The organism is Dyadobacter sp. CY323 (genome assembly GCF_021390245.1).
Taxonomy (GTDB): Bacteria; Bacteroidota; Bacteroidia; order Cytophagales; family Spirosomataceae; genus Dyadobacter.
This window is the reverse complement of sequence record NZ_JAJUXH010000003.1, coordinates 217,212-230,571: the sequence shown is the minus strand read 5'-3', so window position 1 is coordinate 230,571 and position 13,360 is coordinate 217,212. Positions and strand designations below refer to the sequence as shown.

Here is a 13,360-nt window from a genome sequence, read left to right as displayed (position 1 = left end):
GAGACCGTCTTACGGATTTTTTTGTGCGTAAAAGGCTCATTCTTCCGTGTAATAAAACTTTAAAGGATCCGGGTATTTGAAGTCGTAATCGTAATGACGGTTGAATTTTTCATTGGAAATGACCTTAAAATCCGGCGACTGGTCAGGTTCTGCGAAAGTAGGCACCTCCCAGCCGAAACGTCCGCACGAATCTTCATAGATTTCTTTTCGGGTCGGATGCATTGGGGCAACAATGTTGAAAGTCTCGTTCTGAAATCCTTTTTCCAGCATTGTCAGAACAATTCCGATAACATCGTCCGGGTGAATGTAATTAACTGGAATCGAGCCGGTTTCCATGTCTTTTTTGCCTGCTACGTACTTGCCGGGGTTTCGGTTATAGCCAAGTAATCCGCCCAATCTCAGGATAGTGACCAATTTTTCGGGGCGGAGAGATTGCACTAGATTTTCTGCTGCGACCATTTCCCGAGAAGCAGATTGTTCGGGCGTTACCACATCTTCTTCAACGACTACCCGGTTCAGTTCCGGGTAAATTCCGGTGGAACTTATAAAAATGATTTCCTTGACCGGCGAGTTCTCAACCCGGCTCATTACTTCCTCCATTTGCTTCATGTAAAAACCCTCGTCCCTTTTGGTAAGTCGTGGGGGCAACGAAATAATCAGCAAGTCGCTGTCAAAGAAGGAGTCAACCCAAACTTTATCATCGGGAAAGCCTGGATTGAGGTCAAAAAGATAAGCTTGGATTCCATGTTGCACGAAAACGTTAATTTTCCCGAATGAAGTTGTGCTGCCTTTGATTTCCCATGTACTATGCTTCTCGCGTAAACGTTGAGCTAGCGGGAAACCGAGCCACCCGCAGCCCAGAATGCTTATTCGTTTTTTCTCTATTTTTGAGTCATTATCGATCATGGTACTTTCTTTTAATCAAATGATTTTATTCAGAATACTTTCTGTCATCTGTTTTTTCTCAATAACCCTATTGTCCTGTAAAACAGACAGAAAACAAGAAGTGGACACGAGCTCGGTTCATATTAATGTGACTTCTGAAAATCTGGATCAAGCGCTTTTCAAATGCAAATCTGTCCAAGAAGTGCAAACTTTCTTGAAAAAATATCCTTCTCTCACAAAGTTTTATTTTGCCGATACTTCGGTAGATTCCAGTCAGCTCGCGGCGCATCTTTTCAATATCTCTCAAAATCCTGATTTTCAAACTTTTCGCACGCAGCTTGATTCTTTAATTGGAGATCGGCAAACCGAAATTGTCGCCCCGCTCACTGACGCTTTTAAACGCATTAAGGTACATTATCCTGGTTTTATTATCCCAAAAATCCAGTTTATTGTTACCGGTTTCACAGGCACCGATCTGTACATTTCCGACTCGCTGATTGTAATTGGCCTGGATTATTTTGGGGGGCCAAAAGCACTATATCGCCCGAATGTCTTTGATTATCAATTGCGCCGCTATCAAAAGGAGTACATTGTTCCCTCCATTATTTTCTTCGAGTCAAACCATTTCAACCGAATGAACCCCGGTGATCAGAGCCTGCTTTCGGACATGATCGGATACGGGAAAGGATATGAGTTTGTGAAACAAATATTGCCTAATGTGCCTGATAGCCTGGTTGTTGGATATTCTGAGGAGAATCTGAGGAGAACCTATAACAGCCAGCAGCAGATCTGGAGTTACTTTATTGCCAGCAAGCTATTATACGAAAAGAGTGATTTGAAAAAGCGAAAATTCATTGAGGAAAGACCATTCACCACGGAAATAGGGGAGAAGGTGCCAGGAGCGATCGCGCGTTGGCTCGGATGGCGCATTACCAGCAAATTCATGGCTTCAAATCCTGATATCACGTTGGTGCAGTTGATGGATATTGATAATGCAGGCAGGATCTTGCAGGACTCGGGATATAAAGGTGAGCCGGACGAAGACGAGTAACTTTTTTACTTACTTTTGTCGCAACCGTTTCTCCAAAAAATCGCGTTAATGCCATTTACATTTATCTTTTTCCTGCTTTTCGTTCCCGGATTTGTGGTAATCGGCGTTTACCTGGAAAGAAAAGTGTCCGCATTTATTCAGGATCGGATGGGACCGATGGAGGTAGGGAAATGGGGTTTGTTACAGCTTTTTGCAGATTTACTTAAGCTACTTCAAAAAGAAGATATTGTTCCCAAAGCTGCAGACCGGAATCTTTTTCTGGTTGCTCCATTCGTCATTTTCGTTTCTATTTTCACCGGTTTTGCAGTAGTTCCATTAGCGCCGGAGTTAGCTGGTTCCGGTGCCGCGGTAGGTATTTTCTTTTTGCTAGCCATTGTATCCGTCGATGTGGTGGGATTGTTGATGGCGGGTTGGGGATCCAATAACAAGTTTGCTTTATTTGGTGCGATGCGTGCGGTTGCCCAGATCATTTCCTACGAAATCCCACTGGGACTTTCCATTCTGTGTGTAATCATGCTCACTCAAACCTTTGATCTTCAAATTATTAGTTATCAACAGGGCATTTATTCTTCCGATACGGTTTACCTTTTTGGAATGAAAAGACTGGGCATTGATGTCACCGCGGTGGGCGGATTTTTATCCTGGAATATTGTCCGGAACCCGTTTTTGCTTCTTGCCTATATCGTCTTTTTTATTGCTTCTCTGGCTGAATGTAACCGTGCTCCATTTGACTTACCGGAAGGTGAATCTGAACTTGTTGCCGGTTTTCACACGGAATATTCCGGGATGCGCTGGGCACTTTTTATGTTGTCCGAGTACGGCATGATGCTGCTCGTATCGCTGCTGGGTGCCATTCTTTTTCTGGGAAGCTGGAATACTCCATTTCCTAATATCGGGCCGATCAGGCTTGCGGACTGGACAAGCGGAGAACCTGGAACCTGGTTTGGCTACGTTTCGGGGATATTCTGGATTTTAAGCAAGGCGATGTTTGGTATTTTGGTCCAAATGTGGGCACGATGGACTTTACCCCGGCTACGGGTAGATCAGCTTATGTATTTGGGCTGGAAAGTGTTAACCCCGGTTGGTTTGGTACTTTTCTTCATTTCCGGGGTTTGGAGACTGATCAGTATTCAGGCTTAATTTGCAATTTCGGCGCCGTCCAGAATGTAGTTCATCTGATAAATGTCATCTGCATTCAATTTCAAAGTTCCTACAAAGGTCAGACGCTCGTCTGTTTTGAACTTCCGGCCATCTTTCTTCTTGAAATTTAAAGTCATAACCGTCTCAGGGCCAGCTCCTCCGCAGAAAAAGCAGGCACTAAATGGAAATGCAGAAAGTACATATAAATTAGCATCCAGATCGACTGGTAAAATATAACCTGTGATCGTTACTGGCTGGTTTTTCAGTTTTTGGACACTTGGCCCAAAGGTTGGATGCAGCATATAAATGGATTCTTCGGCATACCATTTTTTCTTGAAAGTCACATCCCGCAAAATTTCCCAGGTAATCTTGGTCGGCTCAACGCTCGGTTTGAAAGCCATTAGCATTGAAATACAGAAAAGAAATAGGACCGCTTTTAAAGATTTCATCCGTTCTTGATTTGGGTTAACAGCATTAAGTCAGACTAACAAATTTACACACATTATCATTCCTCTGCCAGCGTGCGGGATATATTAAGCTTATAAATACCGAGCGAAGGTAACGCAGCTGCAATGGCGCCGACCGCCAGCGCGGCAAAAAACAGATAGATCTCCTCGGGTAATATGGTAAACGATTTAAGAGAATAATGGAAACCCTGCTCGGCCTGCCTGGAAAAGATCCACAACCCAAGCCTGCTCAAAATGATACCTGAAAAATAGCCGATTACTGCGAGCGACAAACCTTCGATCAGTAGCATTAAAAATAATCTTGTGCGTGTGGCTCCCATGGATAACATGAGCGCCATTTCGTATTTTCTTTCTTTTAATGAATTGTAAAGCGAAATGAGCACGCTGATACCGGCAATGCTGATAATGATCATCGCGAGAGCCCGTAATGTGTCAATTCCAATACCAAGGAGCGAGAACAGACGATTGATTTCGATGCTGGGTAATGCGGCTTGCATCGACGTGTTTTCATTAATTTGTCTGGGAATGGTCAACAGGCCCATTGGATTCCGGAACTGGATCAATGCGCTTGTTACCTGCTTATTTTCTTCGTCCCCGGCATTGTCTTCAGAATGCTTTTTTTCTATCGCTTTTTCATGATCTTCCTCGTGGTCATGAATGTCCCAGATACTCGATAACCGGGTTATAATCAGTTGGTCCACTACACTGCCATTCGGTTCGAATATGCCGGTGACTTTGTACTTTTTCTCACCATGTTTTTCTCCTTCTGAATCCAGTCCATGTGAACTGGCGAATTGATCTCCTACTTTGAGATTTAATACCTTGGCGACCTTGCTTCCTATCGTCACTTCCATGGAGGCATTATGTGGTTGCCCACCGGCAATTTTGGCCTGAAAATGCTCTACATATTTGGGTGTAGTGCCCAGAATGCGAAATCCCTGGTAATTATCCCCCATGGAAAGCGGAATTACGTTTTTTACAAAGGGATTGCGTCTCAGGGAATTAATTTCTGCTAACGGAACATTTCCAGTGGGCGCGTCTATTTGATAAATACTTGAAAGTATCAGTTGTAACGGGCTTCCTTTCGCTCCGACGACCATATCAATGCCCCGTATATTTCTCCTGAATTGCTCATCCAATTGTTTGTTGAGCAGTAAAAGCAGGGAAATCATTCCAATTCCCAAAGTAAGGAGCATCGCACTGAGAAAGCTGTTAAGCTTCTTTTCCAGGATGTTGGCAATGCTGATTTTAAAAAGATTCATTCGGACCGGAGATTGAAAATCAAACGAAGAAAACGTCTTTTATAAAATAACCTGATTGGAAAACTCATCTTTCAGACGTTGGTCGTGGGTTACCACAACCAGGCTCGCGCCGATCGATGCAGACTGTCTTTTCAGCAAATCAATCACTTTCTGACAGTTAGTATCATCCAGGTTAGAGGTAGGTTCGTCGGCCAGAATTACATTCGGGTTATTCATTAAAGATCTTGCGATGCTGACACGCTGCTGCTCTCCCTGACTTAGCTGGGAAGTTTTTTTGGATAAATGATCCGCAAATCCGAGCTGCTGGGCCAAATGGGAAGCTTTTTCCTTGTCTTGTTTCTGATTTGCCAGATAATTGGAAAGCAGGATATTATCGAGTACGGTTAACGAACTCACGAAATGTGGACGCTGATAAATGATGCCGATGTGTTTCGCCCGGACATCTGTGATTTGCTCCGGAGAAAGGCCCGCCGCCGGCTTCCCGGCAATCGTAATCTCTCCTGAATCGGGCTTTAGAAGTAGAGCCAGCAAATGCAGTAATGTGGTTTTTCCCCGGCCCGACTGACCTAGGATCAGTAAAGTTTCCCGGTCTTTGCAACTGATATCCGGGAAGATGAATTTTTTTTGACTTGAATACGAAAAGTGAAGATTTTGACCTGTAATCATTTTCGAATGCTTTTGAAAGTGCAATGATAACGAAGTTTTACAAGCCTGCCCGGTAAATGCTGCGCGAATGTGCCGCGAGCGACATGATTTTAAAAATTTAGACGGCACAAATAAATCATCCGGAAATACGTTCAAATGGTGATACAATCTCAAGAAAACCGACAACTATTCTATTTTTGCAAAAAAATCGATCTAACATGCGTAGAAATTTTGAACTGAAAAGGGTATCCGGAGCGCTGGCGTTGATTTTGACATTTGGGTTGGTTCTGACAAGCAATGAAACCAGCGCACAGAGTCGCGGTATCTTTGTTCCCTATTCTACTGTTGGTTTTGGTATTGGAACATCCAACTACTACGGCGACATGGCTCCATACCGAAGGCTTCCCGCGTCTACCTTTGCTATGATGCGATGGAGTGTGGGGGGTAATTACACACGCCATTTTACTCCGCGTTTGGCGGCAAGAGCCAGTTTCATTTATGCAAGAATTGCCGGGGATGACTATATTATGAACCGCGGTTCAAAGCATGAGGCAAATATTTTTTACGCCCGCAACCTTCACTTCCGAAATGACCTTAAAGAATTTTCTGTACAAGGTATTTTTAAGTTAACACCAGATAACAGAAGTTATGATCGCAGACCGCAGTTAGGGGCTTATTTATTTGCAGGTGTTGCATTAACAGCGCACAATCCAAAAGCATTGGATTCGCTTGAAGGAGACTGGATTAAGTTACAACCTCTGGGTACTGAGGGACAGGGAAACGAGGGGTATGCGAAACCTTATTCTCTCGTGCAGTTTGCGATTCCGTTTGGTATTGGCGTCCGGTACAAGATCAATTCCAAGTTTGATATATCCGCTGAACTTGGTTACAGGAAAACATTTACAGATTACCTGGACGATGCGCATGGAAACTACGCGGATCCCGCTTTGTTTGCAGATAATCCGCTGGCAATGACACTTTCTAACAGAACCACCGAGCAATTTGCAGCAAGAAAAGGAGCGGACCGTACGGAGTCTCTGAGAAAATTTTTACAGGTTAATTATACGCTCGACACCAACGATCCACTTGCAGCATTACCTACCACGGGATTCGGAGCTCCGGGAACTCCCAGGGGTAACAGCCCAACTTATACTGACAATTATCTTTTTGGGATGATCCATATTCACTATATGCTCCCATCTCAGATTAAATGTCCACCACTAAGATAATCGCTTAATACCGTTGAATTATATTCTTAATAACATGAATAGCAGATGCTTGCTTCGTATAATTGGAGCAAGTATCTGTTTTTTTTTAGCGATCAGTCATGGGTTAATGGCCCAGAAAATAGAGATAGGAGCGGGTGTTGGTGGATTTAATTACAAAGGTGATATCTCACCGTCTACAAGACTGCGATTTTTTAAGCCGGGAGGTAGTCTGTTTTTTCGATATAACCCCAGTCAGGTATTGTCACTACGGGCCGAATTTGCTGGTGGGGTGATCGGAGCAGATGATAAGCATAGCAATGACCCATTTCAGCAAGTAAGAAATTTGTCTTTTCGTACTACCATTCTGGAAGGTAGCGCAGTAGCTGAATACAACTTTCTGAATTTCCAGGAGCGCAGGTTCGCCGTTAACTGGAGCCCGTATTTGTTTGGCGGGATAGGTTATTTGAAATTTAATCCGGACATCCAGACCGCACCATACAAAACGTCGACTTTTGTACTTCCCTATGGAGTAGGAATTAAGTATCAGGTAAAACGGCCCTGGAATATCGGCGTGGAATATGGCGCGAGAAAAACCTTCACCGATTTTCTTGACAACCTGGGCGGTGAGCCTGTAACAACCGATAAAATGCAGGGAGACCCGTCATTAAAGGATAATTACTTTTATCTTCGAATCTCGGTCAGTTATACTTTTTATAAAATCGTGTGCCCTTGAGTATGAAGAAACCTCTTCTAATCATTTTATCCCTTGTCATCATTGCTCTTGTCGGATTTGTCGGGATCCGGCTGTACACCAAATCATTCAGCCCGGAGACCATTGCGGAATCTCACATAAATGGGCTCGACATCCAGGTAACTTATAGTAAGCCCAGTAAAAAAGGCAGGTTGATTTTCGGAAGGGAGCAGGACAAAGCATTGCTACCTTACGGAAAGGTGTGGAGAACCGGTGCTAATGAGGCCACGTTGATCGAGTTTGCAAAAGATGTTGTATTGGCCGGAAAGCCAGTCAAGGCCGGTCAATATTCTCTTTATTCAGTTCCTGATCAAGGTAGCTGGAAAATAATCCTCAATTCGGAGACAGGTCAGTGGGGCACTGAATATAATGACGGTCGGGACGTCCTCAGAGTGCAGGTTCCCATTCGCATCCGGCCTTCGGTCCAGGAACAGTTCACCATTTATTTTGAAGAACAGTCCAATGGCGTCGATATGATTTTGAGCTGGGACCAAATTGAAGCTGTGGTGCCTTTTACAAGTAAGTAAAGCCGGATCGGCTGCTAAAATCCTTCTAAATGTTCGTCGATGCAATAGAGAACGTGGATCAATTCACACGTCCCATTCATTTTATATTTCGTTATTACACCGGAAGCGACATTGTCCCTGGAACGGGTACCTTGTTTTTCGTGAATGAAGATGGTTTTGCCGTAACCTGCAAACATATCGCGAAACAAATCCTGTATGCTAATTCGATCTATGAGAATTATCTCAAATTCAGAAGTGAGCTCAGGCCTTTTGAAAAAGATCCGGGATATGAGACACAAAAGCAATTTCTGGAATCGAAGTATAAAATTGACTCTGAAAATCCGATCCGGATTTTATTCAATTTCATACAATGTGTCTCCGCATACAAAGGATTGGCCATTCATTTACATCCCTCTCAGGATTTGGCGATCATCCAGTTTCGGGAATTTGATTCAAGGCAATACCAGGGATATGCGCGATTTTTGAAAGATTCTAAAATGGTCCGAAAGGGTCGTTATCTATGCAGGTTAGGTTATCCGTTTCCTGAATTCACTAATTATCGATACAACAGGAATACCGGCGATATTGAATGGATCAAAGAAGGTAAGATCAAGACCCCAAGCTTCCCGATCGATGGCATTATCACCAGGCACATCGGCGAGGCTTCCGAAGTCACAGGAATTGAAATGAGTACACCTGGACTTTTAGGCCAGAGCGGCGGGCCGCTGTTTGATCGGGATGGTGTGATTTACGGAATGCAATGCGCGACCCGGCATTTGCATTTAGGGTTTGACCAGGTAAACAAGGAAGTAATTTCCAATGGGCACAGAAAACGCGTTTCAAATTATCCTTTCTTAAATGTTGGCCAATGCGTGCACGTAGATGTGATCAAGCATTTTTTACGGGAGAAAAAAATTGCTTTCTACGAAGCCAGCTAGGCAGGTAGTTTCCATTCCCTGGTTTCTTTTTTCAGTTAAAGACCTTTCCAAAATGACAAAATCGGCGACTGATACCATTCAAAATGAACTGAATACACCGTATGAACTTCCTGAATCCGCGGTTGAGAAGTTTAATACATATGGGTATGTTAAATTGAAAAATGTGCTTAGCCCGGAGCTTCTCGCTCACTACGATTCTCTGATTACGAATCTGGTATTCAAGCTAAACAAGCTTACGAAGCCAATGGAAGAGCGGTCTACCTATGAGCGGGCGTTTCTTCAGGTGATGAATTTGTGGCGGGAAAGTGAAGAGGTGAAAGAATTTGTCTTCTCAAAAAGGCTGGCGAAGATCGCTACGGACCTTTTGCAGGTAAATGGGGTCAGGTTATATCACGATCAGGCACTATATAAAGAGTCTTCCGGGGGCATTACGCCCTGGCATGCCGACCAGTTCTACTGGCCTCTATCTTCTCCGAAAACTGTTACCGTATGGATTCCCCTGCAGGAAACGTACATAGAAATGGGCCCGCTGGCCTTTGCTGAAAAAAGTCATGAGGTCGAAATAGGCAGGGACCTGGAGATTAGTGACGAAAGCGAGGCGCTCATGGCGGAGCAACTGAAACAATTCAAACTCAATGAGACACCTTTTGAATTGGGGGAAGTGAGCTTTCACGCGGGCTGGCTTTTTCACAGGGCGGGCGCAAATGTATCGGGCCGGCCAAGAAAGGTTATGACCATGATTTACATGGACCAGGATCAAAAGATCGTACAGCCAAAAAATGAATATCAGCAAGCTGACTGGGAAACCTGGCTTTTGTCTGATCCGATAGGTGGCCCGGCGGCAAGCGAACTGAATCCGCTCCTGTTTGAATATTAAGGCCATTTAAAGAATCAACATCAATTCTTCCAGCCGATTGATATCGTAAGTAGGAGATTCGTCGAATTTCAGGCCAGCAGGATTCAGGTAGGCGGTGTCGATTCCTACTTTTTTAGCCCCAAGGATATCGGCGATCCAGTTGTCTCCCACCATGATGCATTCCTCTGGTGATGCGCCTGCAATTTCCAGGGCATATTCGAAGATTCTTGGATCCGGTTTTTTTGCGCTCGCTGTCTCAAAAGTGACCACATTCTCAAAAAAGTGACCGATTTCTGAACTGGCGATTTTCTTTGCCTGAATTTCGTTGAATCCATTTGTTATAATATGCAACCGATAGCCGGCTGAGTGGGTATATGTCAGTAGATCGAGCGCACCTTCCAGCAAATGTTTTTTATCAGGCAGGGCACGAAGGTATAGTTCCCCTATTTCAGTGTGATTGTCGGGGCACATCACACCCAATTCATCAAACACCATCTTAAACCGGTTTTCACGTATATAGGTATGGTGCACTTTTCCCCGATCGAAAGCATCCCAAAGTTCAGTGTTGATCCGCAGAAAGGAATTAATGAATGCTTCCAGGGACGCAATGCCGTACAGGTTTAGGGTCAGCTGATGGAAGATTTCCGTTAATGACTCCGAAGAATTTTTCTCAAAATCCCATAATGTGTGGTCAAGATCGAAAAAGATATGTTTATACTTCATATCTAGGAAAAGTTCAATATTTATTAAAAAAGTTAAATTTCCGTTAAAACACAATAAAAGTAAAAGTTCTACCGGCAAATCAATCCGGATAGACCGTTTACATCGTATATTATACGATAAGTTCTATTTTATATTACAAAAGGAAAAGAGAGTCGAGTGAATGAATGAATATTCTTAAAAATGTGCGTTACTTGTTAACATGTGTTAATGAAAAATATTTTACTTAAAAAAGAAACCTAAAGATTTGCAAATTATTTTTCAAATCTATTTCTTTGATTTATATAATTCGAAGTACCTAGTACCTCTTCAAATTTTTCATCAAACAGAAAGGAGAAACAATATCGACGAACCGCTCTACGTTAACTAAATCGAATAGTAAAATGGAGAAAGTCCTAGTTAGCGACAGTGAGTTGGTAACATTGTATATCCGTGGTAATGAAAAGGCTTTTGAAAAGCTTGTTCAGCGTCATAAATCCAGAATTTACACCACTATTTATCTGATTGTAAAAGACCAATATGTAGCCGAAGATTTATTACAGGATACATTTATAAAGGCTGTCGATACGATAAAAGGGGGTAGATATAACGATGAGGGCAAATTCCTGCCATGGATTATACGTATCGCTCACAACCTTGCCATTGATTATTTCAGACGCGATAAACGCTACCCCAATGTAGTGTTCGAAGATGGAAGCAGTGTTTTTAATACATTGGATTTTTCGGAAGATTCCGTAGAGTCGATCCAGATTCGTCAGGAGACACATGAGCAGCTGCGGGAGATGATCCAGCGGTTACCCGACGTTCAGAAGCAAGTTCTGATCATGCGCCATTATGAGGACATGAGCTTTCAGGAAATTGCGGATGCAACAGGTGTGAGTATTAATACGGCATTGGGGAGAATGCGTTACGCGTTAATTAATCTGCGTAAGCAATTTAACCAACGTGCCCCACAGTATGACAAAAACTTTTACTTACGATGATGTTGTAAGGTATTTATATGCCGAGACAACAGAGAATGAAAATGAACTGATTGTTGAAGCTCTCGCGCTTGACGATAACTTGATGAACTTTTATCTGGATTCTCTTGAAATACAGGGCCAGATGAATAAAATTGTCAGGACTCCGTCAGAGAAATCCATTTCTGAGGTTTTTAATTATTCAAGACAATTTTCTTATAACAGACCTGCTGCACTTCTGAATTAGGAAGCAGCAGGTTTTTTTGTGCCAGCTATTCTCGTGAGTAGCTGGGTTTTGTTGTTACTTTCCAGCCAGTATAGCGTGTATGCAAAGACAAGAGCGTTTTAATTTATTTCTAAATTACTTTACCCAAAACTTTCCCGAACCTGAAACCGAGCTGCATTATTCCAATCCGTACGAGCTCCTGGTTTCTGTAATTCTATCCGCCCAGTGCACGGACAAACGAGTGAATATAGTAACGCCCCCTCTATTTGAGCGGTTCCCGGACCCCGAATCCCTCGCAGCATCCAATGCCGAGGAGGTTTTCACATACATCCGATCTATTTCTTACCCAAATAACAAGAGTAAGCACCTGGTTGGAATGGCCAGAATGCTGGTAGAGCAGTTTGCCTCCGAGGTGCCGGCTTCCGTAGATGACCTGCAGAAATTACCGGGTGTTGGCCGCAAAACAGCGAATGTAATTGCGTCAGTGATTTTCAATCAGCCAGCGATGGCGGTGGACACGCATGTTTTCCGGGTTTCGCATCGTTTGGGATTAGTACCTGCAACTGCAACCACCCCATTGGCCGTGGAAAGAGAGCTGGTAAAATATATTCCATCGGAACTCGTTCACAAGGCGCATCACTGGCTTATTTTGCATGGACGGTACATTTGTGTAGCCCGGAGTCCAAAGTGTTTGCAGTGTCCGCTGACCGGTTTTTGTAAATTCTTTGAAAAAAATGTAAAAATCAATGTTTTGCACCTATGATTACAACCAATGAAACTTGCCAGTAGTCTTGATTTAAATTATCAGTATCACATTTAGTTAAAGTAAAGAAAGCAACGAAATGAAGCGTATTATTCCAGTAGTTTATTTAATGATGTCCATGATTGTCGGTCTCACAGGCTGTATGGATAAGGATGGCAATCAGGATGAGGAAAAAATTGTAGAAAATGAGACTGCCATTCAGGCATATATCAAGACAGATAGTCTTGGTACGAAGGCGGCGAAAGATAGTTCTGGATTGTACTACATTACCAGAAAAACGAACCCGGCGGGTGAACGGGCTAAAAAAGGCGATGCAGCCTCAGTGAAATTCACGGGATATCTTCTTAATGGTTCAAAAGTATTGTCAAGTCCCGGCGATTCTACTTACAGTTTTCCAGCGGAAGGGTATTGGACTGGTTTTGCAGGATTGGAGAGAGCTATATTTTTAATGAAAACAGGTGAGAAGACGACTTTCCTGCTTCCATATTACCTGGCTTTCGGCAATGTAGAGCGAGTTAACATTCCCGCCTATTCACCAATCAGGCTTGAAGTTGAATTTCTAAAAACCCGCACAGAAGTTCAGCAAATCGATGAATACCTACTGCAAAAGAAATTTGAGGTTGCCGAGAGAACAGCGGGTAATCTGGTGATCGTGCGAACAAACACAGTTACTGGCGACAAACTTGGAACCGGGAAATCTGTTAGTGTGAAATATAAAGGCACTTTCTTAAACGGAAATAAATTTGATGAGGGCACACTAAACATCACAACCGGCACAAATAATGTGATAGAAGGCTTCGACTCCGCTGTTCAGAAAATGAGAAAAACGGAGAAAACAATTGTGATTTTCCCGTCGTCTCTCGGCTATAAAGCAACTGGTTACGGGTCAGTACCACCGTTTACACCGCTGCAATTTGAACTTGAAGTATTGCCGTAAGAAATAACTAAAATTGAATGGGGGCTGAATGTGAAAATCGTCACAT

The 13,360-nt window shown here is 43.2% G+C and carries 16 protein-coding genes; 11 read left to right on the top strand and 5 right to left on the bottom strand.

What is annotated here, in order from left to right; translation table 11 throughout:
• Window positions 1–36 precede the first annotated feature (36 nt).
• Window positions 37–906: an NAD-dependent dehydratase gene (locus LZG72_RS07120; RefSeq protein ID WP_233869440.1), complete on the bottom strand. Its 870-nt coding sequence runs from the start codon at window positions 904–906 to the stop codon at window positions 37–39.
• Between the two features lie 193 nt (window positions 907–1,099).
• Between LZG72_RS07120 and LZG72_RS07115 the strand changes: the two genes are divergently transcribed.
• Together LZG72_RS07115 and LZG72_RS07110 are read left to right on the top strand one after the other, a co-directional pair.
• Window positions 1,100–1,936 carry a gliding motility protein gene (locus LZG72_RS07115; RefSeq protein WP_233869437.1) on the top strand — a complete coding sequence of 279 codons (837 nt, stop codon included), beginning with the start codon at window positions 1,100–1,102 and terminating at the stop codon, window positions 1,934–1,936.
• 48 nt (window positions 1,937–1,984) lie between these two features.
• Entirely contained in the window at window positions 1,985–3,076 is a 1,092-nt protein-coding gene (locus LZG72_RS07110; RefSeq protein WP_233869434.1) for a complex I subunit 1 family protein, read from the top strand.
• On the opposite strand, the gene LZG72_RS07105 is transcribed toward LZG72_RS07110, so the two are convergent.
• The 3 genes from LZG72_RS07105 to LZG72_RS07095 all read right to left on the bottom strand — a co-directional run bounded on the left by LZG72_RS07105 (window position 3,073) and on the right by LZG72_RS07095 (window position 5,471).
• Window positions 3,073–3,477 (bottom strand): DUF3299 domain-containing protein, encoded by a 405-nt coding sequence (locus LZG72_RS07105; RefSeq protein WP_409017671.1) that lies wholly within the window; start codon window positions 3,475–3,477, stop codon window positions 3,073–3,075. The two genes, LZG72_RS07110 and LZG72_RS07105, sit on opposite strands and share 4 nt — an antisense overlap.
• 104 nt (window positions 3,478–3,581) lie before the next feature.
• Window positions 3,582–4,805, bottom strand: coding sequence for an ABC transporter permease (locus tag LZG72_RS07100; RefSeq protein ID WP_233869428.1), 1,224 nt, complete (start codon window positions 4,803–4,805; stop codon window positions 3,582–3,584).
• A 39-nt stretch (window positions 4,806–4,844) separates the two neighbouring features.
• Complete coding sequence (locus LZG72_RS07095; protein WP_233869425.1) at window positions 4,845–5,471, bottom strand: ABC transporter ATP-binding protein; 627 nt, start codon at window positions 5,469–5,471, stop codon at window positions 4,845–4,847.
• 197 nt (window positions 5,472–5,668) lie between these two features.
• On the opposite strand from LZG72_RS07095, the gene LZG72_RS07090 reads away from it, so the two are divergent.
• The 5 genes from LZG72_RS07090 to LZG72_RS07070 are packed head-to-tail and all read left to right on the top strand — an operon-like array spanning window position 5,669 to window position 9,730.
• Window positions 5,669–6,679 (top strand): DUF6089 family protein, encoded by a 1,011-nt coding sequence (locus LZG72_RS07090; RefSeq protein ID WP_233869422.1) that lies wholly within the window; start codon window positions 5,669–5,671, stop codon window positions 6,677–6,679.
• Between the two features lie 34 nt (window positions 6,680–6,713).
• Entirely contained in the window at window positions 6,714–7,391 is a 678-nt protein-coding gene (locus LZG72_RS07085; protein WP_255700949.1) for a DUF6089 family protein, read from the top strand.
• A 2-nt stretch (window positions 7,392–7,393) separates the two neighbouring features.
• Window positions 7,394–7,936 carry a DUF2911 domain-containing protein gene (locus LZG72_RS07080; RefSeq protein ID WP_233869416.1) on the top strand — a complete coding sequence of 181 codons (543 nt, stop codon included), beginning with the start codon at window positions 7,394–7,396 and terminating at the stop codon, window positions 7,934–7,936.
• Window positions 7,937–7,965: 29 nt separating this feature from the next.
• Complete coding sequence (locus LZG72_RS07075; RefSeq protein WP_233869414.1) at window positions 7,966–8,853, top strand: trypsin-like peptidase domain-containing protein; 888 nt, start codon at window positions 7,966–7,968, stop codon at window positions 8,851–8,853.
• Window positions 8,854–8,905: 52 nt separating this feature from the next.
• Entirely contained in the window at window positions 8,906–9,730 is an 825-nt protein-coding gene (locus tag LZG72_RS07070; protein WP_233869411.1) for a phytanoyl-CoA dioxygenase family protein, read from the top strand.
• Window positions 9,731–9,736: 6 nt separating this feature from the next.
• On the opposite strand, the gene LZG72_RS07065 is transcribed toward LZG72_RS07070, so the two are convergent.
• The gene (locus LZG72_RS07065) at window positions 9,737–10,432 is read right to left on the bottom strand and encodes a YjjG family noncanonical pyrimidine nucleotidase (protein WP_233869408.1); all 696 of its coding nucleotides are present in this window, start codon (window positions 10,430–10,432) and stop codon (window positions 9,737–9,739) included.
• A 380-nt stretch (window positions 10,433–10,812) separates the two neighbouring features.
• On the opposite strand from LZG72_RS07065, the gene LZG72_RS07060 reads away from it, so the two are divergent.
• The 4 genes from LZG72_RS07060 (at window position 10,813) to LZG72_RS07045 (ending at window position 13,314) form a co-directional block, all read left to right on the top strand.
• Window positions 10,813–11,412, top strand: coding sequence for an RNA polymerase sigma factor (locus LZG72_RS07060; RefSeq protein WP_149639748.1), 600 nt, complete (start codon window positions 10,813–10,815; stop codon window positions 11,410–11,412).
• Window positions 11,387–11,635, top strand: coding sequence for a hypothetical protein (locus LZG72_RS07055; RefSeq protein ID WP_233869406.1), 249 nt, complete (start codon window positions 11,387–11,389; stop codon window positions 11,633–11,635). The genes LZG72_RS07060 and LZG72_RS07055 overlap by 26 nt, the downstream gene beginning before the upstream one ends.
• Window positions 11,636–11,714: 79 nt before the next feature.
• Window positions 11,715–12,377, top strand: coding sequence for an endonuclease III (gene nth, locus LZG72_RS07050; RefSeq protein WP_233869403.1), 663 nt, complete (start codon window positions 11,715–11,717; stop codon window positions 12,375–12,377).
• A 79-nt stretch (window positions 12,378–12,456) separates the two neighbouring features.
• Window positions 12,457–13,314, top strand: coding sequence for an FKBP-type peptidyl-prolyl cis-trans isomerase (locus LZG72_RS07045; RefSeq protein ID WP_233869400.1), 858 nt, complete (start codon window positions 12,457–12,459; stop codon window positions 13,312–13,314).
• The last annotated feature ends 46 nt before the right edge of the window (window positions 13,315–13,360 follow it).

Coding starts and splice junctions, on each gene's coding strand:
- LZG72_RS07100 (WP_233869428.1), bottom strand. CDS start 4,805: ATGAATCTTTTTAAAATCAGCATTGCCAACATCCTGGAAAAGAAGCTT.
- nth (WP_233869403.1), top strand. CDS start 11,715: ATGCAAAGACAAGAGCGTTTTAATTTATTTCTAAATTACTTTACCCAA.
- LZG72_RS07105 (WP_409017671.1), bottom strand. CDS start 3,477: ATGGCTTTCAAACCGAGCGTTGAGCCGACCAAGATTACCTGGGAAATT.
- LZG72_RS07090 (WP_233869422.1), top strand. CDS start 5,669: ATGCGTAGAAATTTTGAACTGAAAAGGGTATCCGGAGCGCTGGCGTTG.
- LZG72_RS07055 (WP_233869406.1), top strand. CDS start 11,387: ATGACAAAAACTTTTACTTACGATGATGTTGTAAGGTATTTATATGCC.
- LZG72_RS07080 (WP_233869416.1), top strand. CDS start 7,394: ATGAAGAAACCTCTTCTAATCATTTTATCCCTTGTCATCATTGCTCTT.
- LZG72_RS07085 (WP_255700949.1), top strand. CDS start 6,714: ATGAATAGCAGATGCTTGCTTCGTATAATTGGAGCAAGTATCTGTTTT.
- LZG72_RS07070 (WP_233869411.1), top strand. CDS start 8,906: ATGACAAAATCGGCGACTGATACCATTCAAAATGAACTGAATACACCG.
- LZG72_RS07075 (WP_233869414.1), top strand. CDS start 7,966: ATGTTCGTCGATGCAATAGAGAACGTGGATCAATTCACACGTCCCATT.
- LZG72_RS07045 (WP_233869400.1), top strand. CDS start 12,457: ATGAAGCGTATTATTCCAGTAGTTTATTTAATGATGTCCATGATTGTC.
- LZG72_RS07065 (WP_233869408.1), bottom strand. CDS start 10,432: ATGAAGTATAAACATATCTTTTTCGATCTTGACCACACATTATGGGAT.
- LZG72_RS07060 (WP_149639748.1), top strand. CDS start 10,813: ATGGAGAAAGTCCTAGTTAGCGACAGTGAGTTGGTAACATTGTATATC.
- LZG72_RS07110 (WP_233869434.1), top strand. CDS start 1,985: ATGCCATTTACATTTATCTTTTTCCTGCTTTTCGTTCCCGGATTTGTG.
- LZG72_RS07120 (WP_233869440.1), bottom strand. CDS start 906: ATGATCGATAATGACTCAAAAATAGAGAAAAAACGAATAAGCATTCTG.
- LZG72_RS07095 (WP_233869425.1), bottom strand. CDS start 5,471: ATGATTACAGGTCAAAATCTTCACTTTTCGTATTCAAGTCAAAAAAAA.